Origin of the sequence: Nonomuraea aurantiaca (assembly GCF_020215705.1) — a bacterium.
GTDB classification, from domain to species: Bacteria; Actinomycetota; Actinomycetes; order Streptosporangiales; family Streptosporangiaceae; genus Nonomuraea; species Nonomuraea aurantiaca.
Window position 1 is genome coordinate 106,103 of the sequence record NZ_JAIWNB010000008.1, and the last position, 20,330, is coordinate 126,432.

The following is a 20,330-nucleotide window of genomic DNA, read 5'->3' on the forward strand; positions in this document are numbered from 1 at the left end:
ACTCAACCGCGTCTTACATGCAGGAGCATTAAGGTCTTTGACATTGAGTTTGCTGTTATGGGGGAGAGGACTGACTTGAACGTCAAGCCCGGTTGGAGGACGCCTGTCACGGGCATGGCCATGCTCGCGGCCGCGGCACTGACCGCGTCCTGCTCGAGCACTCCCGCCGTTCCGGGCAACGCCGACGCGGCCAAGGCGACCACCTCCGCCACCCCGGAAGCACCGACGATCAAGATCTCACCCGCCGAGGGCAGCGCGAAGGTCAGCCCTGAGAAGAAGATCGTGGTGACCGCCGCGGGCGGCACCCTGGAGGAGGTCACGGCCGAAGGCGGCGGCAAGAGCGTCGAGGGCACCTTCAACGCCGACAAGACCAAATGGGTCTCCAAGGGCACCCTGCTGCCCTCCAGCTCCTACAACGTCAGCGCCAAGGCCGGCGTGACCAGCGCCGCCAGCACGTTCAAGACGCTCAAGCCCGAGCGCGAGCTACAGGTCATCGACGTCACACCCAGCGCCAAGGGCGAGACGGTCGGCGTGGGGGCGCCGATCATCGTCACCTTCAACCAGCCCATCAGCGAGAAGGCCTCCGTCGAACGCGCCCTGGAGGTCGAGGCGCAAAAGCCCGTCGACGGCGCCTGGCGCTGGATCAACGACACCACCGTCATCTACCGCACCGCCAAGTACTGGCCCGCCCACCAGAAGGTGACGTTCAACGCCCGCCTCACCGGCGTCAAGGGCGGCAAGGGCATGTACGGCGTCAAGGACTCCGCCACCACCTTGAAGATCGGCGCCAGGGTGATCAGCAAGGTCGACACCAAGAAGCACATGATGTACGTCTACCGCGACGGCAAGCGCGTGCAGACGATGCGCATCAGCGCCGGCATGGCCACCACCCGCGAGTACACCACCACCTCCGGCGTCCACCTGACCATGGAGCGCGGCAACCCGGTCCGCATGATCTCGCCCGGCCGCAAGAAGGGCGACCCCGGCTACTACGACGTCATGATCAACCACGCCGTGCGGATCTCCAACTCCGGCGAGTACGTCCACGCCAAGGACAACGTCTGGGCCCAGGGCCGCTCCAACGTCAGCCACGGCTGCATCAACTCCCGCCCTGACCAGGCCCTGTGGTTCTACAACCACTTCCAGCGCGGTGACGTCGTCGACATCAAGGGCACCAACCGCGACCTGGAGTGGAACAACGGCTGGGGCTTCTGGCAGCTGCCGTTCTCCAAGTGGAAGAAGGGCAGCGCCCTGTAGGCCAAGGCCGGGGACGCCGTGCGAGCCGCTGGTTCTCGCACGGCGTCGCCCGTCGCGGCTCAGCCGGCCCCGAGGCCGTCGGCAGGGGGCCGCCGGCTCTCCAGGTCGGGGAGAAGAATCGTGCTCTCCTGCTCGCGCGGATCGGTGCGGGCCAGCACGACCTCGGCGGGCTGGCTGTCACTGAGGTTCACCGGCATGTGCGGCGTGCTGGCGGGGATGTAGATGAACTCCCCTTGCCGCGCTTGCAGGTAATGCTCCAGGTTCTCGCCGTACCAGGCGCCCACGGCGCCCTTGATGACGTAGATGGCCGTCTCGTGATGGTCGTGCTTGTGGGCTCGGCCGCTGCCCGAGGGCGGGATGGTCTGCAGGTGCATGCAGATATGGCGCGCGCCCACGGTCTCGGCGGCGATACCGGCGAAGAACTGCAGGTGCTGCTTGCCCTCGTACATCAGAGCGGAACGGATGACACGGCAGTGGCCGTCCGGCTGCGGGGGGTGCTCCACCTGTGGCTCCTCAGAGTCGGCCGAAGATCAGGTTGCCGGGCGCGGCCGGGTCGGTGCCGGCGTAGAAGTCCCGCTGTGCGGCGTGGATCTCGCTGATGTCCAGATGCCCGCTGCCGTCGGTGTCGAGCCGATCGAACACCTCGCGCCGCTCGGCCTCGGGCAGGGAGCAGATGCCGGGGATGGCGGCGAACTCCTCATAGGAGATCCGGCCGTCGCCGTCGGTGTCGCAGACGATGAGGACGGACTCGGCGATCCGGCCGGCGGTCGCCGCGTAGCCGCTGGTGCGGAACTCCTGGCCGGTCAGGTAGGCGGTGAACTCCGCGCGCGACAGGTGTCCGTCGTTGTCGTCGTCGGCGCTGTGGATCAGGGCGTTCCACATGCTCGCGTAGGCGGCCACCACGTCGCGGCCCTTGGCCGAGTCGGCCGGCACGCCGAATGCCGCCAAGAACCTCGTGGCCGCGAGCTGAAAGTCGTCCCTGGTGAGTACACCGTCACCATCGGCGTCGTACAAGGTGAATCTCTTGTCGAATTTACGGGCGAGAACATCGGACATGGCGCTCCTTCAGGGAAGCGATGAACCGGCACCCGCACTGTAACACTACTTAAAGTCACCAACAATAACTCTTTGCGATCACCGGAGAGCCCCTCAGGCGGGCGCGGTGCGCTTTCGCCGTGGGTGAAGCCGTTGCGCCGTGGGCGATGAGAGGCTGCCGCGCGACAGCGAGGACGGCAGGGTGAGTCCCAGACCCAACACGAGCGGAGAGGTGGTCACCATGGCGATCACGCAAGTGCCGGGGCCCGGCCGGTGGCAGGCGGCCGAGATCCGCGACAGCGACACCTGGAGGGTCCCGCTCACCGAGGAGCATCGGCACGAGGTGCTCGACGCCGTACGGGCGGTGGAGGCGGCCGGGACGGCGCCACAGGAGATCACCCCGGCCGGCTTCCCGCTGCCGACGCTGGCACCCCTGCTGCGGCGCGTGCGCCAGGAGGTCGTGGACGGTCACGGCTTCGCCCTGCTCCAGGGGGTGCCCGTCGGCCGGATGAGCGAGCGGCAGCGCGAGATCGCCGGACTCGGCCTCGGCAGCCACATCGGCGCGATCGTCTCACAGGGACCCGGCGCGATGCCGCTGGCGCATGTACGCGACACCGGCGCCGACCCATCCCGGCCACGCACCCGCAGCTACCAGCACAGCGGGCGGCTCGGCTTCCACAGCGACCCCACCGACGTCGTCGCCCTGCTGTGCCTGCGCCCGGCCACCTCGGGCGGTCTCAGCCTCATCGTCAGCTCCGTGGCGGTGCACAACGAGGTCGTCCGGACCCGCCCCGACCTGGCCGAGGTGCTCTACCAGCCGTGGTGGCACGACCGGCGCACCGGTGAGGGCCCCGACAGCTTCTATGCCAAGCCGCTGTGCGTGCCAGGCCAGGACGGCCGGGTGTCGATCTCCTACGGGCCCGACTACCTGCGCTCGGCCCAGCGCGGCGCCCACGTGCCGCCGTTCACCCCGGCGCAGCGGGAGGCGATGGACCTGCTCGACCGGCTGACCGACGACCCCCGCTTCGTGCTCACCATGGACCTGCGGGAGGGCGACATGCAGTTCCTCAACAACCACGTCGTCCTGCACGGCCGCACCGCCTACGAAGACCACCCCGGGCCGCAGCGCCACCTCATCCGCCTGTGGTTCACCACCGGTTGAGACCTCGAGGCGGGCCGCCCGTCACCAGGTGACCCACACGTCCTGCAGCCCCCCGGACAGCAGCCCCGTACGCAGCCGCAGATCTGGGGGAGCATCCCGCAGGCCCAGGCCGGGCAGCCGCCGGGCCAGCGTGCCGAGCACGACCTGAAGCTCCATCCGGGCCAGCGGCTGGCCGAGGCAGAAGTGCGGCCCCGCGCCGAACGCCAGATGCTGGCCCGCGTTGTCGCGGCGCGCGTCGAAGCGGTCGGGATCGGCGAACTTGCGCGGATCGCGGTTGGCCGCGGGCCGGCACGGGATCAGCGTCGTGCCCGCGCCGACCCTCACCCCGCCGAAGTCGGCCTCCTCGGTCGCCACTCGCGGCATGCCGATCACGCTGAGCGTGCTGTCCAGCCGCAGGACCTCCTCGACCGTGCCCGGGATCAGCTCCGGGTCCTCGACCACCGCCGTGTAACGCCGCGGGTCCGACAGCAGCATCGCCACCATGATCCCGATCATGTTCGACGTCGTCTCGTGCCCGGCCAGCAGCAGCGCCTGCACGGTCGCGATCAGCTCCTCATGGCTGAGCCGCCCGTCCTGGCTGTCGGAGATCTGCGTCAGCTCGCTGAGCATGTCATCGCCCGGCGCCGCACGCTTGTCATCCACCAGATCCGACACATACGCCCCGAACTCCTCATACGCCTTCTCCACCTCCGCCTGCTCGTAGCGGGTCAGCGTCAGCATCACCTGCGACCAGTGCGCGAACTTGTCCTGATCCTCACTCGGCGCCCCCACCAGGGCGCAGATGACCCGCACCGGCAGCGGCAGGCCCAGCTCGCGCGACAGATTCGCCGGGGAGCCGCCGGCCAGCATGCCGTCGACCAGCTCATCGGCCATCCGCTGCACCCGCGGGCGCCACCCCTCGATCTTGCGGATGGTGAAGGAAGGGGTGAGCAGCCGCCGCCACCGCCGGTGCCCCGTCCCGGCGATCATGCTCCCGCTCGCCATACCGCGGGCGAAGATCCCGCCGTCGGCGGTGGTGGACACCCGCGCTGCCTCGGCGCCGCCGCGGCTGAAGCGCGGGTCGGTCAGCAGCGTGCGCACATCGTCGTAGCGGGTCACCAGCTCGGCGGTGTCGCCGCTGGGCAGCTGTACGTGCGCCACGGGGCACTCGCCCTGCAGCTGGGCCCACTCGCGCGGCGGCTGCAGGGCCTCGGTCCGGTCGAAGGGGTAACGGGAGACGGGTTCGGCGGTGGTCATGGCGGTGCCCTCCTGCTGACTGATGGGACACCCAAGATTCTAAGGCGACAGCCTTAAATCTTGACAGTAGTCAAACCGGCGCCAGTCGCGAAACCCGCCTCAGACCAACGCCAGCTGCGGGAAGCGCGGCTGGCGCTCCGGCGGCTCCGGCGGCCCCGACCGCATGCCGTAGACCCGGCACAACTGCCCGATCTGCCCCGTGATCCGCTCCTCATAATCGGCCGCCGGCAGCCCCGCCCCGTCATACAGCTCCTCATAGCGCTCCACCAGATGCGGATGCGCCTCACCCAGCCACGCCAGATACCACTGCCGCGTCCCCGGCGGCAGCCGCAACACCACCGGCTCCACCACCCCGGCCCCCGTGGCCGCGATCCGGCGTACCGTCGCCGCCAGCTGATCGGCCCCGTCACTGAGCAACGGCAGCACCGGAGCCATCAGCACCCGGCACGACACCCCCGCCTCCACCAGCGCCGAGACCAGCTCCAGCCGCGCCTGCGCACCCACCGCGCCCGGCTCGACCCCCCGCCGGATCCGCTCGTCGACGAACGCGATCGAGACCGCCACCTGCGCCCCCGCCCGCGCCAGCACAGCCGCGTCCCGCAACACCAGAGGACTCTTGGTATAGACGGTGAACGGCACCGCCGCCTCACCCAGCGCCTCCACGATGCCCGGCATCAACCGATAGGTCGCCTCCGCCTGCTGGTAACAGTCACCACTGACCCCCACCGCCAGCGCCTCACCACCCCAGCGCGCCAGCTCCGCCCGCAACCGCGTCACCGCGTTGGGCTTGACCACGATCCGCGTGTCGAAATCCCGCCCCGCGTCCAGCCCCAGCCGCCGATGACCCGCACGAGCGCCGCAGCCACGGCAGGCATGAGCGCAGCCGCGGTAGGGGGAGACGGCCCAGCTCTGGGCGATGCCCGCACTGCGCGGCACCCGCTCGATCATCGTGCGGGCCTGCGTCTCGTAGAAGCCGTCACGCAGCACCGCCCGCCGCTCGATCACCGGACGGTCGTCTGCGGCCTCTACAAGCGAAAGCGCGTCCCAACCCACGCCCCCCAGTGGAACACGCATTCGACTCCCTTTTCAAGCGCTTCCGCCACGCCGCACACCCACCGGCGCAACCCAGAGCGAGGGTTCGACACAGGCCGTCTCGGTCAGCACACTCATCTTCATGGCCCCGGCAGTGACCGGCAGTGGCTCCCGCACCACACACGATCACGCCGAGGCCGTCTCACTGCCGCTCAGGGGGAGGGTCTCACCATGGCCTGGCTGCTGCTCGCCTTCGCCATCGCCGCCGAGGTCGTCGCGACCACCGCGCTCAAACTCAGCAACGGCCTGTCCCACCTCGGCTGGGCCGCCATCGTCGCCATCGGCTACCTCATCTCCTTCGTCCTGCTCGCCCGCGCCCTCAAAACGCAACTCGAAGTCGGCACCGCCTACGCCGTGTGGTCCGGCGCCGGCACCGCCGCCATCGCCCTCATCGGCGCCGCCTTCCTGGGGGAGACCCTTACCCCGCTCAAGATCGGCGGCATCCTGCTCATCATCGGCGGCGTCATCGTCCTCAACCTCGCCGGGGCCCACTGACCCCCGCCCGCCCGCCCGGGGAAAACGTCTCGCGCCCCCAAGACGGGTTCTCTACACTGCCCCCGTGCTCAAACCCCACTACCCGATCCTCACCGACCGCCTCCTGCTGCGCCCCTTCACCCCCGACGACCTCCACCCGCTGCACGCCTACGAGTCCCGGCCCGAGGTCGCCCGCTACCTCTACTGGGAACCGCGCGACCTCGACACCGTACGCACCTTCCTCGAAAAGAAGATCACCCGCGTCGCCCTCCTCGGCGAAGGAGACGCCCTCGACGTCGCCATCACCCTGCGCGACACCGGTGAGCTCATCGGCAACGGCGTCCTGATCTGGACCAGCGAACAACACCGCCAAGGCGAGATCGGCTACATCCTGCACCCCGACCACCACCGCCGCGGCTACGCCCCGGAAGTCGGCCGCGAACTGCTCCGCCTCGGCTTCGAAGGACTCGGCCTGCACCGCATCGTCGGCCGCCTCGACGCCCGCAACACCGCCTCCGGCCGCGTCCTGGAAAAACTCGGCATGCGCCGCGAAGCCCACCTCATCGACAACGAGCAGGTCAAAGGCCAATGGGCCTCCGAGGTCATCTATGCCATGCTCGAGTCCGAATGGACACCATAAACATCCTCCACCTCGCCCTGGCCGCCGACTGGGCCGACGCCCAGCCGGCGGGGGAGTACCGCATCTCCACCCTCGGCCGCACCCTCGACCAAGAAGGCTTCATCCACTGCAGCCGCGACCTCGACCAACTCCACGGCGTGCACACCGCCTTCTACAGCCACATCACCCAGCCGCTGCTCATCCTCCAGATCGACCCCGCCGGACTCGACATCCGCCTCGAAAACGGCTTCCCCCACCTGTACGGCCCACTCCCGCTCAGCTCGGTCACCGCCGTACACCCCTACGCCTGATCTCACTGCCGATCACCTCGCGGCAGCCGCGGCGTGCACATCGGCCGCGATGAGATCCATCAGGCCGAACACCGGCCACCTGCCGCCGGTCAGGCCGCCGCCGGCGCCGGCGGGCAATCACCCCGACTTCCAGCCACGCTCGCGCCGGCTCGGAACGCGGAAATCCAGCTGCCAGAATGGACTGCCATGGACATCACGTTCGTCCGTGCCCGGGGACACCAGGACTGGGTGCATGTCACCCGCGACGATGGCGGCGAACTGAAATGGCCATGGCCCAAGGCCGGCGACCAGCCTCCCCATGATCTGATGCACTTCCTCATCGAGGGCTACCTGCCCCTGCGCAACGGATTCTGGGACCTGGTCGCCGACGGCGTCGACTTCGGCTTCCTCAGCGCCGAAGCCGACCGCATCGCCCGGGGCGTACCCCCCAAAGGCCTGGCCGGCCGAGACCCGAACGGGTTGATCCTCGCCGAGTGCGTCGTCGCCGGCATCGGCACCGCCACCTGGGTCGACGCCGACGACCAACAATGTCTGACCTGGGTGGATCAGCAGTGCCGGCGTCGAAACCTGTCCCGGCCGGACACCCTCACCGCCACGACCCTCCCTCCCGTGCGGGCCAAGATCCGGCAGACCATCGCGGCATGGCGACGGCTGGCGCCCGGAGACTCACTGGAGGTGACCTACCCGCCATCGATCACCTGAGCAAGGGCTCAAAGACCGGCTGCCCGCGCCAGGGAACGCGAGCAGCCGTCACGCAACTTGCCTCTACAGCGTCAGGGTCCATCCGTTGATGAAGCCCTTGTCGCCCTTGGCGAGATCTTCCGCCCGGAGTTTCCAGGTGCCGTTGGATGGTGAGGCGCTGGCGTTCACCCAGTAGCTCTCGTTGATGTTGTCGGTGCCGTCCTTGGCATCGGCGGCGCGTAGCGCGTACACCTTGCCGTCCGGCGCGACCAGGTCGAGCTTCAGGTCGCCGCGCCAGGTGTGGTCGATCTCGACGTGGACGTGGGTGCGGGTGGGGGCGTTGCCGTTGAGCCAGGCCAGGACGATGCTGGATTCGGCGACCCCGGGATCGGGGATGGCGGTGTCGTCCCAGTTGCCGAAGCAGGGCAGCCGGAGCGACCAGCCGTCGATGAAGCCGGTGTCGAGGTATTCGACGTCCTGCACGCGGAGCTTCCAGGTGCCGCTGGCCGGGGACGCGCTGGCGTTGACCTGGTACGTCTCGTGAATGATGTCGGCGCTGTCGTTGGGGTCGTTGGCCTGCAGCGGGTAGACCTTTCCGTCCGGCGCGATCAGGTCGATCTTCAGTTCGCCACGCCAGGAGTGGTGGATGTCGACGTACACCTCGGTGGTGGCGGGCGCGGTGCCGAGCAGGCCGGCGACCGCGATGGAGGACGTCACGGTGCCGTGGTCGGGGATCGCGGTGTCCTTCATGTTCTCGTAGTACGGGGTGGGCCAGGCGCCGGGGTCGGGGGACTTGCCCAGCACGGCGGCGTCGACCTGGATGCGGGGGGTGGTCACGCCGTTGTAGGCGATGGCTTTGCCGGTGGTCTTCAAGGCGGTTTGGAGCTGGGCAACCGTGGCGTCGGGCATGGCCTGGCGCAGCACGGCCAGGGCGCCGGTGACGTGCGGGGCGGCCATCGAGGTGCCGCTCAGGGAGGCCCACTTGCCGCCGGGGACGGAGGAGATGATGGACACGCCGGGGGCGAACAGGTCCAGCAGCGTGCCGCGGTTGCTGAAGGCGGCCACGCCGTCCTGGTCGGTGGTGGCACCGACGGTGATGGCCGAGGAGACGCAGGCGGGGGCGGCCACGGCGGCACCGAAGCCGTCGTTGCCGGCCGCGACCACGGTGGCCACGCCGGCCGCCCACAGGCTGTCGATGGCCGTCTTGCGCGGGTCGCCGTCGCAGGCCGCGGTGTACTGGCCGCCGCCCAGGCTGAGGTTGGCGGCCACCAGCGGCACGCCCTCTTCCTTCAGTTCCAGCACCTTCTCCAGGCCGGCGAGCTGGGCGCTGGTGAAGCTGAGCACGCACGGAGCGGCGCCGGCCCCGCACAGGTCTTCGGAGGTGAACTTGCTGAACACCTGGATGGCGACGACCTCGGCGCCGGGCGCGACACCGGCCGGCGGGGCGCCGGTCACGCCCGTGCCGTTGCCGACCGCGATGCCGGCCACGTGGGTGCCATGGTCGCAGTCCAGTGCGACGTCGGCGCACGGGCCCTGGTCGGCGTCGGCGGCGCCGGGCCCTTCCTGCTCGGCGGTGCCGTCGGGACACAGGCTCGTGGCGGAGTAGTCGGCGTCGATGGGGGAGAAGCAGGCCTCCTCCAGCACCCGGTCCTTGAGGAAGGGGTGGTTGACTGCGACCCCGGTGTCCAGCACGGCCACCACGCTGCCGGCGCCCGTCTTGCCCGCGATCCTGGTCTTGTCCGCGCCGATCAGCGGGATGCTCTCGGCCAGAACCGGCCGCACCGGTTTGTCCTCGGTCACGCTGACCACGCTGGGCAGCTTGGACAGCCGGTCCAGCCCGGCCTGGTCGACGTGCAGGGTGATCATGGGGAAGCGGGACAGTTGCTGGACGACCTGGCCGCTGGCGGCCGCGTCCGGCATGTCGGCGCGGGTCTTGCTGACCACGTTCACCCTGATCCTGCCTGCGGCGGCCGCCCGCGCGCTCAGCTGGGGCTCGATATAGGGAGCCGTCGAAGTGGCCTGCGGTGCGGTCGAAGCAGCGGCCGCTGTGGGAGCCGCCGTAGAAGCCGTTGAAGGGGCCTCTGCCGCGTAGGCCGGCCCGGTCGCGATCGCCGTGGCCGTCAGCGCCACGAGGAGGCAGGATAAGACTGGCAATTTCATGACGTACCGCGCCTTACATAACGGAGGTGCAGGGAAACGACGCCGACATGAGGGGTGGCCGGACGGCGGCCGATGCCGCCATCCGGCCGAGGGAAAGTCCCTTGAAAAGGTCAGAGCTCAGATGTCATTTCGGGCTCACGCTGTTCTCAGGGGTGGCCGTACCTTTTGACGGCCTGGTAATACGTCCATGCCCATACCCTGCAGTCGGGCCGGACCAGGATGAAGTAGCCGCCGCACACCTTGTCGCGCAGGGTGATGTAGAACCGGTTGTCCACGTCGGCCTTTGAATGGGAGTTGGAGAGGTAGTACCGGTAATGCTTCCTCTTGTTGGCTATCAGGCCGTACCCGTAGTCGTGGGAGTCACAGGCCGGCCGGAAATCGAAATTATGCGGCTTGTCCGGAGAACTCGTGCAGTGGTCGTAGTAGATACCCCTGACCTTGAAGCCGCTGGCGGTCCGCTTCCAGTCGGGCTTGCGCCATTTGCCGCCGTGCCATGCCCAGGCCGAGCAGCCCGACTTCGTGTACCACATCCAGGTCGCGGCCGTGCTGCACTTCGTCGGGTAGGACTGCGGGGGATCCACGCCGTCCGGTAGGAAGTCACCGGCCGGCGGCTCGGTGGCGTTGGGGTCGTCGAGCCCGGCCGCGCCCACGGTTTCCCCGCCGTTGGCCGGCAGGTCGGTGCTGGTGAGGGTCACCTGGGGAGCCGCGACGCCCGCCGGGAAGGAGAGCTGCCAGCCGCCGTTGGTGACGGAATCGATCGACGACAGGCGTCCCACCGCGTCGTAGACGTAGGTCGCCTGGGTGGCGCCGACGCCGGGGTCGGTCACAGCGCGCAGCAGGCCGTTCGGGTCGTAGGCGTAGCTCGCCTCAGTCTGCGGCGCCTCGGTTCCGTAGGTGACCGTGATGTCCTTGAGCCGGCCCGCGAAGTCGCCGTTGGAGGTGCCGGTGGCCGTGGTGGCCGTGGCGTAGGTGAACTTGGTGACGGACGCGGGGTCCGCCACGCCGGCCGGCTCCTTCACGGTGCTGACGCGACCCTGGGTGTCGTAGGTGATCGTGGACTTGCCGAAGGCGGCGCTGCCCACGTCGGTCACGCGCCAGGGGTCGGCGCTCGGTGCCCCGCCCGGCCGGGCCCAGGTGTAGGTGAGCTGGAGATCGCCGGCGCTGATGGGAGTGCCGTCGGCGTTGGTGAAGGTGTCGTCGCCCGCCTCCACGGCGCCCGGATCCGACACGAGCGTCTCGATCGTCGTGGTACGCATCGCTCCGATGTTCGCGTCCCACTTGGTGGTTTCGGTGATCTTGGATCCGGTGTCGGCCTGGTACGTCTGGATGCCGCCGCCGTCGGGGAAGGAGACGCTGCTCTTCAGGGGGTAGCTGGTGGACGTCCCGTCGTCGAGTTCGGTGACGACGATGGTGCCGTTCTGCTTCTCCAGTTTCCGGTTGATCTGACCACCGGCGAACTCGGCCTGCCAACTCGGCCCGAAGACGCCCAACTCGGGGCGGGTGGCCGGAGCCGACTGCGGCCGGGCCAGATCGCCACCGGCCAGAGCCACACCGTGCTTACGGCTGATGGCACCCGCCGACACGTCCAACTCGGTCAGCTTGAAGGTCTGCGTGTCGGCGGAGTACTGGCCGGGGCCGATCTCCTGCACGTCGGCCGGCGGCGGGTCGGCGAGCACGGCGGCGGAGGCAGCCGAGGTGACCGTGGCGGCGGAGACCTCTGGGGCGAGGAAGGGCAGAAGCATCGCCGTGACGGCGACGGGGAGCGCTAATCGGCGCAAGTGGTGCCTCCAGGTATAGCGAGAAAGTGATCTGATCACCTGGAGGATAAGCGCTGATAAATCGCTTTGACAAGAGATTGACAATTTTACGGTACGATGTTAAATCCCCAGTGAGGCCATACCTAAAATACGGCTTAATTATGTATCCTCCCAGGTCAGACGGGCTATATAGGGAGCTTATGGCGAATTTATGGCGATCGTGTGGAGCCCTCGATAATAATGACACCGCGGCCCGACACGGTGGCACATTCAGCCATTCACGCGCGCGGAAAAACAGTAAAGCGAACCCCGCCTGACGGTTGAGTTCAGGACAGACGAGCCGGCTCATCTGAAATCCCGCACCCTGTTCGCCCCCCAGCCAGCCGACCAAGGTCCGCGCGGCAAGACAGCCCGCCGCTCCCCACGTGGCGGACCTGCGCGTTTAAGGATTGGCTGCGCGCGATCGACGCCCGATAAGATGCCCGATCATGGCTCGCCGTACTTCCGAACCGAGAACCCCCCGCCAGGATCCGCACCGGCCGGCGGCGTTCCGGCGCGAGGTGCCGCACGTCAACGGCAACGCCACCGACCGCGATCAGAACGCCGAACTCGAACGACCTCTGAAGCTCGGGGAGCGCCCCGCCGACATCGGCCGGACCGGCGCGGCGCAATGGCACATCCCGGCCGACCCCGAACTCTCGCGAACCCGCCTGAGCTGAACATCGGCCCGCACCGGCAAACGACCCCCACGTGAGGACCTCGCGCGCATGACGCCGCCTGCTCTTTAGACCTGACACCTTCCCCGCGCATCGGTCGCCGACGACGCCGTCGGCTCTGTTTCCCATGCTCTTCGTCAGGTCTTCAGAGAGATCATGTCTTCACATCCTCATATCGTGCTGCCCTGGGCCGTACGGCGCACCTGCCTGCCCCTGCTCACCCTCCAGTGCGTGGACTGCCCCTCCGGCCGCGCCACCACCGGCAACGGCAGGTTCCGCGTCAACGCCAACGGCAAACTTCTCGACGTCTGGCTCCTGGTCAACTGCCTCTCCTGCGACCGGACCAGCAAGCTCACCGTCCACGATCGCGTCCCGGTCCGCTCACTGCCCGCGGACCTCCTGGCCGGCTACACGGCCAACTCACCCGCCCTCGTCGCAGACACCCTCCTCGCCCCGTCGATCGCCCGGCGCAACCGGTACGCGCTCGACTGGGACGGGTGCTGGGAACTCCACGCACCCCCCGTCCCCGAGGATCCGTGGCCCCTTCAGATCACGGTCACCTTCGACGATCCCGTACCCATCCGCCCCGAACGGCTCATCGCCCACGGACTGGGCATCAGCCGTAAGGAGGTCGCACGCAGAGTCAAGATCGACATCCCGCTGAACCGCAAGACGACACTGGACTTCTCCTTCGTCCTGGTGTGGTCGGTTCACTAGGCCCAGATGCCGGTACGACACTCTTGACCGAGGCAGAACACGGCACAGCCGTGTTCTGCCTCGGTCCGGTCGACACGGAGCCAGCTGGCGTACTTGCCGGTGTAGCCGACGCCGGGGGAGACCGACACCAGGCGACAATCAGCACTCCCCGCCGACGCCCGTCGTGGCCCAGGCATCACGAGCATTCACCGGCACTACGACAGGCTCAACCTCGAAGCGACGAGCTCGACCTCAGAGCTCGCGGAGCATCGAAGCCGCCCCTACGCGCACAACACCCGCTGAATCCGCCGCGCCGCGAACCACAACCCCGCCACCGCCATCACCACCAGATAACCCGCATGCCCCAGCAACCCCCACTCCGGCACCCCCGAGGCCAGACCCCGCACCAACTCCACCGCGTGATAAAGCGGCGTCACCCGCACCACCACCTCCAACACCCCCGGATAATCCGCCACGGGGGAGAAGGTGCCGGAAAACAGGAACAACGAGAACTGCGCCGCCGTCATCAGATCGAAATCCTGCCAGCCCCGCAGCACCGTCGACACCGCCATCCCCAGCGCCCCGAACGACAACCCCACCAGCATCGTCGCCGGAAACGCCGCCAGCGCCCACACCGGCTCGGCCAGCCCCAGGACCACCATCACCACCAGAAACAACGCCGTGTAAACAGAGCTGCGCACCATCGCCCAGCTCAACTCACCCAGCGCCACCTCGATCGGCCGCACCGGCGTCGCCAAAACCGCCTCGAACGTCTTCGCATAACGCATCTTGAAGAAGAAATTGAACGTCGTCTCCGACAACGCCCCGTTCATCGCCGACACCGCCAGCATCGCCGGCGCCACGAACACCGCATAGGACACCACCCGGCCATCACCCAGCGGAATCCGGCCCACCAGCGCACCCACACCCACGCCGATCGACAGCAGATACAACAGCGGCTCGAAGAACCCCGACACCAGAACCAGCCAGTAAGAAGCACCCGAACGCAACGCGCCCACATTGCGGCCCACCACCGCACCCACCCGGCCCGCCGAAACACGACCCGCCGAAACCCGGCCGGACACCAGCCGCCGGGCCACCGCCAACGTCACCATCATCAGTCCTGAAGTCGCTTACGGAACGCGTAACCCGCCCACCACAGCCCGCCCGCCGCGAACGCCACCAGACACCCGGCATGCGCCCACACCGGCCACGGGGGAGCGGCCCCCGACGTCGCCGCCCGCGCCAGCTCCACCCCATGCCACAACGGCGACACGTAAGCCACCGGCCGCACCAGCGCCGGCAACTGCTCCACCGGGAAGAACACCCCCGCGAACAACGTCGACGGCAACATCACGAACCGGAACAGCAACGCGAAGTAACTGTCATGATCGATCGTCGCCGAGAACGCCGTCACCGGCGCCGCCACGGCCAACGCCAGCAACGCCGCCACCAACGGCGTCAGCACCACCCACGGCGAGGACAGCACCCCGAACGCCCCCACCACCAGCAGGAACACCACCACCGCGATCTCGACCCTGAACACGATGTACAGCAGCCAACCGCCGATCATGTCCCACACCGACACCCGCGTCGCGAACATCGCATGCGCCCCGCGATTCCACCGGAACTCCCCGAACACCGCATACGTACACTCGCCGACCGCCATCTGGAACGCCGTCGAAGCCAGCACCCCCGGCACGATCCACTCCACATACGGCACGCCGCCCACCTCACCGACGTAACCGCCCACCCCCAGCCCGATACTGGCCAGGAACAACACCGGCAACACGAACGACGAGAACAACGACGCCCGCCACAACCGCTTGTACAGCGTCAGATGCCGCTCCAGCACCGCCACCGTCGGATGCGCCATCACTCCACCAACGTCCGGCCCGTCAGATGAAGGAACACATCCTCCAACGACGAACGACGCACCAGCACACTGGAAGGCACCAGCCCACGCCGATGCACCTCCGACACCGCCGCGTCACCATCCTTCGCATACACCAAGATCCGATCCGGCAGCACATCCACCCGATCACCGATCCCGGCCAGCGGCGCCACGAAATCCGCCAGCTCCCGCCCACCGAAGCGCACCTCCACCACCTCGGGCGAGGAATGGGCCTCGATCAGCGAACGCGGCGACCCCTCGGCCACGATCCGCCCGCCGTCCATCACCACCAGCCGATCGCACAACTGCTCGGCCTCATCCATGTAGTGCGTGGTCAGCACCAGCGTCACACCCCGCTGCTTCAACCGGAACAACCGCTCCCACAGCAGATGACGCGCCTGCGGATCCAACCCCGTCGTCGGCTCGTCCAGCAGCACCAGATCCGGCTCGTTCACCATCGCCCGCGCGATCGTCAGCCGCCGCTTCATCCCGCCCGACAGCGGCTCCACCCGGCTCAAGGCCCGATCACTCAGCTGCGCGAACTCCAGCAGCTCCTCGGCGCGGGCCCGCGCCTGCGCCCGCGACAACCCGAAATAACGGGCATACGTCGTCAAATTCTCGCGAACCGTCAGATCGGGATCCAAGTTATCCAACTGCGGGCAGACACCCAGCCGCCCCCGAATCCGCGGCCCCTCCCGCACCGGATCAAGCCCGAAAATCCGCAGCTCACCCGCCGACGGCATCGACACGCAACTGATCATCCGCATCGTCGACGACTTACCCGCCCCATTGGGACCCAGGAACCCGAACGCCTCACCAGGCGCCACGTCGATATCGATCCCGTCGACCGCGACGAAATCCCCAAAACGCTTCACCAGCCCACGCGCGCGGACCAGCGGCTGCTCACCAGACACGAGCTCAGACCATAACCAACGCCACCGACAGAATCGACCGGTTAAACGCCGCCACACTGAGACCCATGAACACCCGAGCAGCCGCCCAGCGCTTCGCCGACACCTGGCAACAGGGCTGGACCCACCACGACACCGACCGCATCGTCACCCTCTACCACCACGACGCGGTCCACACCTCCATGCCCTTCCGGCCACCACACCGGGGGAGAGGCGCCATAGCGGACTACATCCGCTGGTCCTTCAGCACCGAAACCGCACCGCACGTCACCTTCGCCACCCCCATCGTGGACGGCGACCAGGCGGTCATCGAATTCCGCGTCCACGCCACCGACGACGGCACACCCATCACCCTCGCGGGCTGCGTCATCGCCCGCTTCGACTCCGACGGCCTCGCCGTACAGACCCGCGACTACTGGCACACCACACAAGGCCACGTATGACCATCCACAAGAAAGCGGTCAGCCCACATACGCGACAAAACCACTACAACCCGGACCAGGGTCCCCACCCCGGCACCGGCACACAACCGATCAGCCCGCCACCCGCGCCCGCGCCGGACCGGCGACAGGAGCCAGGGAAGGCGCAGGCGCCATCGGGGGAGCGGCCGGCACAACCGGGGCCGAAGGACGCGTCATCTGCTGCGTCCGCTCCATCTCGGCCCGCCGTTCGGCGCAACCACCTCCGCAGTAACCGTTCGTCACAATCAGACGACCCCGCAGTGTCGTGTAGGACTCCCGGCCCGTAGCGGGCAGAACTCCCTGACACACCGGACATAACACCGACTGGTTCCCCACGTGCTGCTCCTCTCGCGGCGCGATAGCAGATTTCCCACCCTAAGGCGATCCAGCCAGCAAGGACAGTGAATCAACCGAAGGTCAACCCATCGGTCAGAGCATTACGGCCTCACGCACCGTAATGATCAAGAAGCGCGCCGACCCACCGGAGGCGGCCGTCACCTCCTGTAACACCCCCTGGCCAGACCCCGCCGACCACCGATCGGCGGGGCGGCGGCCGGGGTGACGAACGTCACTATGCGCATACGCCGATCCACCCCGAGTCAGGACCCCTCTCGAAGAGCGCTACTTGACATAATGTTCATTATCAAGCAATCAGACATATCCCGCGCACGTCATCTTCTCGCCACCTACGCTGAGAAATATGGTCAACATAGGACCCGTAGAGCTGCTCGTCTTCGCCGCGATCATCGTCGTGATCGCGATTATCGCCTTCATCGTCATCCGGGCGGCTTCTCGCCGCTGATCTCCGGCGCGAGCGGCGTTACGATCGAGAGATGCACAGCCTGGCGATCTCCACCGCGGGTCTCGTCGCGCTCACCGCCGTCGTCACCGCCCTGGCCATCTACCTGATCATCCTGGCCGTCCGGCTGACCAGGAACCCCCGCAACCGCCCCACCCCCAGCCCCGACCTCGTCGACCAGGCGCGCGAGATGAAGGCTCTCGGCCAGCTTCAGGAGGCCGTCTTCCTCGTACGCGGCGAGACGGGCATGAGCCAGCGCGCCGCTGCCCGCTTCGTCAACCGCCTCTAAATCACCCGAAAGTATGCGATACCAGACAGAAGCGGGATTCTGTCTGGTATCGCATACAGAGCAGTCTCTAGCGGGGTTTGTCTCAGATCAGTGCGCAGCGACGCAGCAGCAGGCGGCGGAACCGGGATCCGGGCAGCACCTGCCGCGCCACCTGCGCAATCTCGGCCCACGGCGCCACCGGGCCCATGGCGGGCATCCCCGCACCGCTCTTATGACGCGCGAGACGGCCTGACCGGCGAGCCTGACGCCCCAGTCCAGGGCCGAGCGGTCCCTGCCCAGCCTGATCGCCGCCAGAGGCCCGCCGGCCGGCGGGCCTGCGCGCCGAAGGCCTGCCGGTGGTCGGTGTGATGGACGACGGCGATGGGCGGCGCTGACCAGGCTGTGCGCGTGCGCGGGCAGGTGGTCGCCGAGGTAGCCGGCTCGCCGGAAGGTGACGTTGGGCAGGTGGCGGCTCTGCTCGCGGGCCGTGCGGATCGCCTCGGGTGAGCGGCCCACGCCCGTCACAGCCGGCAGGCGGGCGGTCAGCTTGCGGGCCAGCAGGCCGTCGCCGCATCCGACGTCCAGGGCGTGCGCGCAGCCGTCGGGTACGGCCCGCAGGACGAGGCGCTGGTAGTGGACGTTGTGGTGCCAGTAGGGCTCGGGCACCGGGTCACGGTAGCCGGTGAAGTTGGGTCTCTTTTGTGACGGGCCAGAAAGCCGCGGCGCCAGGGCCGGAATCCCGCGAGGTGCCGCAAGTGTCAGGCGGGGTTTCGGTCGCGAGGCGGGCTCGGCTTCCGGGGCGTAGTAGGGGGCTTCGGAGCCTCTCCCCCACATACGATCCCGACAAAGCGGATCATTTGGGGCTGGTCCGGGCGGATTTTTGCGGAGATGTGTCATCAGCACTTGCAGGTTCATGTCAGCATCGATGGCATGTACGGGCTATATGGGACTGCCGTAAACATGTGGGACCGGTGGGGTCACCCGCGCCCACGTGTGCCCGGCTGAGCCGGCCCCTCTCCCCCGGGCCCGCGCAGGGCGAGCCCCCGTCACCTTCGAACGATCCGCCTGAAAGAAGTTCTCCGTTGCGTATTCTGCTGCTCTGCTCCTCCTTCAACGGCCTGACCCAGCGCGCCTGGCTGGAACTGCGCCGGGCCGGTCACGACGTCACCGTCGAGCTGGCCGTCTCGGAGCAGGTGATGCTGGAGGCGGCCCAGCTGGCCAAACCCGACCTGATCATCTGCCCGTTCCTGAAGGAGAAGGTCCCGGCCCTGCTGTGGCAGAACCACCGGACGATCATCATTCACCCCGGGCCGCCCGGCGACCGGGGCCCGTCCTCGCTGGACTGGGCGATCGCCGACGCCGAGCCGGAGTGGGGCGTGACGGCGCTGCAGGCGGTGGAGGAGATGGACGCGGGGCCGATCTGGGGGTTCCGGACGTTCGCGATGCCGGCCGAGCCGCCGCGCAAGTCGGCCCTCTACAACGGGCCGGTGGCCGATGCGGCGGTGGAGCTGGTGGTGGAGGTGGCGGCCAAGGCGATGGACGCGGCGTTCGTGCCGGTGCCGCTGGATTATCGTTCGCCGCTGGTGCGGGGGCGGTTGCGGCCGGCGATGCGGCATGGCGACCGGGAGTTCTCCTGGTCGGAGCCGACGGACGCGGTGCTGCGCCGAGTGCGTTCGGCGGATGGGGCGCCGGGCGGGCGGGTGCTGCTGGAGGGGCGGATGATGCGGGTGTTCGATGTGTATCGGGGTCCGGTGGTGGTGGGGACGCCGGGGTCGGTGGTGGCGCGGCGTGAGGGCGCGGTGCTGGTGCACACCGGTGATGGCACGGTGTGGGTGGGGCATCTGCGGGAGGAGGAGCCGGGGGCGATCAAGCTGCCGGCGGCGTTGGTGCTGGGTGATCGGGTGGCGGGGCTGGAGGAGCGGCCGGGTTACAGCGAGGTGACCTATGACCGTAGTGACGTGGTGGGGGTGGTGAGTTTCGACTTCTACAACGGCGCGATGTCGACTGAGCAGTGCCGGCGGCTGGCGTCGGCGTTGCGGTACGCGGCGGCGCAGGACACGCGGGTGCTGGTGGTGCGGGGTGGTGAGGTGTTCTCCAACGGCATCCATCTGAACGTGATCGAGGCGGCGCGTCATCCGGAGCTGGAGGCGTGGATGAACATCAACGCGATCAACCAGGTGTGTCGTGAGGTGATCGAGTGTACGGGGCAGCTGGTGGTGACGTCGGTGGGCGGTAACGCGGGTGCCGGCGGGGTGATGATGGGGCTGGGCGCGGATCGGGTGCTGGTGCGTGAGGGTGTGGTGTTGAATCCGCATTATCGGACGATGGGGTTGTTCGGGTCGGAGTTCTGGACGTACGTGCTGCCTCGGCGGGTGGGTGCGTCGGTGGCGGGGCGGTTGACGGGTGAGGCGTTGCCGGTGGGTGCGGCTCAGGCGGTGGAGTTGGGTCTGGCCGATCGGTTGGTGGCGGGGTCGCGGCTGGAGTTCGAGCGGTCGGTGCTGGAGTACGCCGAGCGGCTGGCGGCCGGGGATGATTATGAACGGCTGCTGGGGATCAAGCGGGAGGCGCGGGAGGCCGATGAGCGGCGTAAGCCGTTGGATGCTTATCGGGTGGAGGAGCTGGCGGAGATGAGCCGGGACATGTTCGATGACCGCAATGGGTTCCGGCAGGCGCGTCAGGCGTTCGTGCATAAGCGTAAGGTGGAGGCGACGCCGGGTCATCTGGCGGTGCATCGGGAGTTGTCCGGCGCGTCGGCGGGGGCGGGTGCGGCCGCATCTCATATGTGAGATATGTTGTCGTGT

At 68.3% G+C, this 20,330-nt stretch carries 20 protein-coding genes and 1 pseudogene; 11 read left to right on the plus strand and 10 right to left on the minus strand.

Features of this window, described 5'->3' with window-relative positions:
- Positions 1-114 precede the first annotated feature (114 nt).
- Positions 115-1,257, plus strand: a complete 1,143-nt coding sequence (locus tag LDL49_RS20600) for a L,D-transpeptidase (RefSeq protein WP_225292726.1) — start codon at positions 115-117, stop codon at positions 1,255-1,257.
- Positions 1,258-1,316: 59 nt separating this feature from the next.
- On the opposite strand, the gene LDL49_RS20605 is transcribed toward LDL49_RS20600, so the two are convergent.
- Both LDL49_RS20605 and LDL49_RS20610 read right to left on the minus strand, forming a co-directional pair.
- A complete protein-coding gene (locus LDL49_RS20605; protein ID WP_225292727.1) occupies positions 1,317-1,760 on the minus strand; it encodes a cupin domain-containing protein in 444 nt (147 codons plus the stop codon).
- A gap of 10 nt (positions 1,761-1,770) precedes the next feature.
- Positions 1,771-2,313: an EF-hand domain-containing protein gene (locus LDL49_RS20610; RefSeq protein WP_225292728.1), complete on the minus strand. Its 543-nt coding sequence runs from the start codon at positions 2,311-2,313 to the stop codon at positions 1,771-1,773.
- A 220-nt stretch (positions 2,314-2,533) separates the two neighbouring features.
- Between LDL49_RS20610 and LDL49_RS20615 the strand changes: the two genes are divergently transcribed.
- Complete coding sequence (locus tag LDL49_RS20615; protein ID WP_225292729.1) at positions 2,534-3,454, plus strand: TauD/TfdA family dioxygenase; 921 nt, start codon at positions 2,534-2,536, stop codon at positions 3,452-3,454.
- A gap of 21 nt (positions 3,455-3,475) precedes the next feature.
- Here LDL49_RS20615 and LDL49_RS20620 read toward each other — a convergent pair whose 3' ends face one another.
- Together LDL49_RS20620 and LDL49_RS20625 are read right to left on the minus strand one after the other, a co-directional pair.
- Positions 3,476-4,690, minus strand: coding sequence for a cytochrome P450 (locus LDL49_RS20620; RefSeq protein ID WP_225292730.1), 1,215 nt, complete (start codon positions 4,688-4,690; stop codon positions 3,476-3,478).
- 99 nt (positions 4,691-4,789) lie between these two features.
- A complete protein-coding gene (locus LDL49_RS20625) occupies positions 4,790-5,764 on the minus strand; it encodes a radical SAM protein (RefSeq protein ID WP_225292731.1) in 975 nt (324 codons plus the stop codon).
- A 189-nt stretch (positions 5,765-5,953) separates the two neighbouring features.
- Between LDL49_RS20625 and LDL49_RS20630 the strand changes: the two genes are divergently transcribed.
- The 4 genes from LDL49_RS20630 to LDL49_RS20645 all read left to right on the plus strand — a co-directional run bounded on the left by LDL49_RS20630 (position 5,954) and on the right by LDL49_RS20645 (position 7,888).
- Positions 5,954-6,277 carry a DMT family transporter gene (locus LDL49_RS20630; protein WP_225292732.1) on the plus strand — a complete coding sequence of 108 codons (324 nt, stop codon included), beginning with the start codon at positions 5,954-5,956 and terminating at the stop codon, positions 6,275-6,277.
- Between the two features lie 64 nt (positions 6,278-6,341).
- Positions 6,342-6,896: a GNAT family N-acetyltransferase gene (locus LDL49_RS20635; RefSeq protein ID WP_225292733.1), complete on the plus strand. Its 555-nt coding sequence runs from the start codon at positions 6,342-6,344 to the stop codon at positions 6,894-6,896.
- Positions 6,884-7,186 carry a DUF952 domain-containing protein gene (locus LDL49_RS20640; protein ID WP_225292734.1) on the plus strand — a complete coding sequence of 101 codons (303 nt, stop codon included), beginning with the start codon at positions 6,884-6,886 and terminating at the stop codon, positions 7,184-7,186. The genes LDL49_RS20635 and LDL49_RS20640 overlap by 13 nt, the downstream gene beginning before the upstream one ends.
- Before the next feature lie 186 nt (positions 7,187-7,372).
- Entirely contained in the window at positions 7,373-7,888 is a 516-nt protein-coding gene (locus tag LDL49_RS20645; protein ID WP_225292735.1) for a hypothetical protein, read from the plus strand.
- Between the two features lie 63 nt (positions 7,889-7,951).
- Here the strand turns inward: LDL49_RS20645 and LDL49_RS20650 are convergent, their stop codons facing one another.
- Both LDL49_RS20650 and LDL49_RS20655 read right to left on the minus strand, forming a co-directional pair.
- Positions 7,952-9,997, minus strand: a complete 2,046-nt coding sequence (locus LDL49_RS20650) for a S8 family serine peptidase (protein ID WP_225292736.1) — start codon at positions 9,995-9,997, stop codon at positions 7,952-7,954.
- A gap of 176 nt (positions 9,998-10,173) precedes the next feature.
- The gene (locus LDL49_RS20655; protein ID WP_225292737.1) at positions 10,174-11,805 is read right to left on the minus strand and encodes a phospholipase A2; all 1,632 of its coding nucleotides are present in this window, start codon (positions 11,803-11,805) and stop codon (positions 10,174-10,176) included.
- Between the two features lie 545 nt (positions 11,806-12,350).
- Here LDL49_RS20655 and LDL49_RS20660 point away from each other — a divergent pair.
- Together LDL49_RS20660 and LDL49_RS20665 are read left to right on the plus strand one after the other, a co-directional pair.
- Positions 12,351-12,503, plus strand: a pseudogene (locus LDL49_RS20660) (VOC family protein); the annotation flags it as partial.
- Positions 12,504-12,677: 174 nt separating this feature from the next.
- A complete protein-coding gene (locus LDL49_RS20665; RefSeq protein ID WP_225292738.1) occupies positions 12,678-13,217 on the plus strand; it encodes a DUF1062 domain-containing protein in 540 nt (179 codons plus the stop codon).
- 260 nt (positions 13,218-13,477) lie between these two features.
- On the opposite strand, the gene LDL49_RS20670 is transcribed toward LDL49_RS20665, so the two are convergent.
- From LDL49_RS20670 to LDL49_RS20680, 3 genes are read right to left on the minus strand one after another with little or no spacing between them, the layout of a single operon-like run.
- A complete protein-coding gene (locus tag LDL49_RS20670; protein ID WP_225292739.1) occupies positions 13,478-14,314 on the minus strand; it encodes an ABC transporter permease in 837 nt (278 codons plus the stop codon).
- Positions 14,314-15,072 carry an ABC transporter permease gene (locus tag LDL49_RS20675; protein WP_225292740.1) on the minus strand — a complete coding sequence of 253 codons (759 nt, stop codon included), beginning with the start codon at positions 15,070-15,072 and terminating at the stop codon, positions 14,314-14,316. Before LDL49_RS20675 ends, LDL49_RS20670 begins: the two co-directional genes overlap by 1 nt.
- On the minus strand, positions 15,072-16,004 hold the full coding sequence (locus tag LDL49_RS20680; RefSeq protein WP_225292741.1) for an ABC transporter ATP-binding protein: 933 nt from the start codon (positions 16,002-16,004) through the stop codon (positions 15,072-15,074). The genes LDL49_RS20675 and LDL49_RS20680 overlap by 1 nt, the downstream gene beginning before the upstream one ends.
- 65 nt (positions 16,005-16,069) lie before the next feature.
- On the opposite strand from LDL49_RS20680, the gene LDL49_RS20685 reads away from it, so the two are divergent.
- Both LDL49_RS20685 and LDL49_RS20690 read left to right on the plus strand, forming a co-directional pair.
- The gene (locus tag LDL49_RS20685; RefSeq protein WP_225292742.1) at positions 16,070-16,444 is read left to right on the plus strand and encodes a nuclear transport factor 2 family protein; all 375 of its coding nucleotides are present in this window, start codon (positions 16,070-16,072) and stop codon (positions 16,442-16,444) included.
- Between the two features lie 851 nt (positions 16,445-17,295).
- Positions 17,296-17,550, plus strand: coding sequence for a hypothetical protein (locus LDL49_RS20690; RefSeq protein ID WP_225292743.1), 255 nt, complete (start codon positions 17,296-17,298; stop codon positions 17,548-17,550).
- A gap of 87 nt (positions 17,551-17,637) precedes the next feature.
- On the opposite strand, the gene LDL49_RS20695 is transcribed toward LDL49_RS20690, so the two are convergent.
- Positions 17,638-18,195, minus strand: coding sequence for a class I SAM-dependent methyltransferase (locus LDL49_RS20695; RefSeq protein ID WP_225292744.1), 558 nt, complete (start codon positions 18,193-18,195; stop codon positions 17,638-17,640).
- A 416-nt stretch (positions 18,196-18,611) separates the two neighbouring features.
- On the opposite strand from LDL49_RS20695, the gene LDL49_RS57020 reads away from it, so the two are divergent.
- Positions 18,612-20,315, plus strand: coding sequence for an enoyl-CoA hydratase-related protein (locus LDL49_RS57020; protein WP_263655303.1), 1,704 nt, complete (start codon positions 18,612-18,614; stop codon positions 20,313-20,315).
- The last annotated feature ends 15 nt before the right edge of the window (positions 20,316-20,330 follow it).

Coding starts and splice junctions, on each gene's coding strand:
- LDL49_RS20600 (WP_225292726.1), top strand. CDS start 115: ATGGCCATGCTCGCGGCCGCGGCACTGACCGCGTCCTGCTCGAGCACT.
- LDL49_RS20610 (WP_225292728.1), bottom strand. CDS start 2,313: ATGTCCGATGTTCTCGCCCGTAAATTCGACAAGAGATTCACCTTGTAC.
- LDL49_RS20615 (WP_225292729.1), top strand. CDS start 2,534: ATGGCGATCACGCAAGTGCCGGGGCCCGGCCGGTGGCAGGCGGCCGAG.
- LDL49_RS20620 (WP_225292730.1), bottom strand. CDS start 4,690: ATGACCACCGCCGAACCCGTCTCCCGTTACCCCTTCGACCGGACCGAG.
- LDL49_RS20625 (WP_225292731.1), bottom strand. CDS start 5,764: ATGCGTGTTCCACTGGGGGGCGTGGGTTGGGACGCGCTTTCGCTTGTA.
- LDL49_RS20630 (WP_225292732.1), top strand. CDS start 5,954: ATGGCCTGGCTGCTGCTCGCCTTCGCCATCGCCGCCGAGGTCGTCGCG.
- LDL49_RS20640 (WP_225292734.1), top strand. CDS start 6,884: ATGGACACCATAAACATCCTCCACCTCGCCCTGGCCGCCGACTGGGCC.
- LDL49_RS20645 (WP_225292735.1), top strand. CDS start 7,373: ATGGACATCACGTTCGTCCGTGCCCGGGGACACCAGGACTGGGTGCAT.
- LDL49_RS20670 (WP_225292739.1), bottom strand. CDS start 14,314: ATGATGGTGACGTTGGCGGTGGCCCGGCGGCTGGTGTCCGGCCGGGTT.
- LDL49_RS20675 (WP_225292740.1), bottom strand. CDS start 15,072: ATGGCGCATCCGACGGTGGCGGTGCTGGAGCGGCATCTGACGCTGTAC.
- LDL49_RS20685 (WP_225292742.1), top strand. CDS start 16,070: ATGAACACCCGAGCAGCCGCCCAGCGCTTCGCCGACACCTGGCAACAG.
- LDL49_RS20690 (WP_225292743.1), top strand. CDS start 17,296: ATGCACAGCCTGGCGATCTCCACCGCGGGTCTCGTCGCGCTCACCGCC.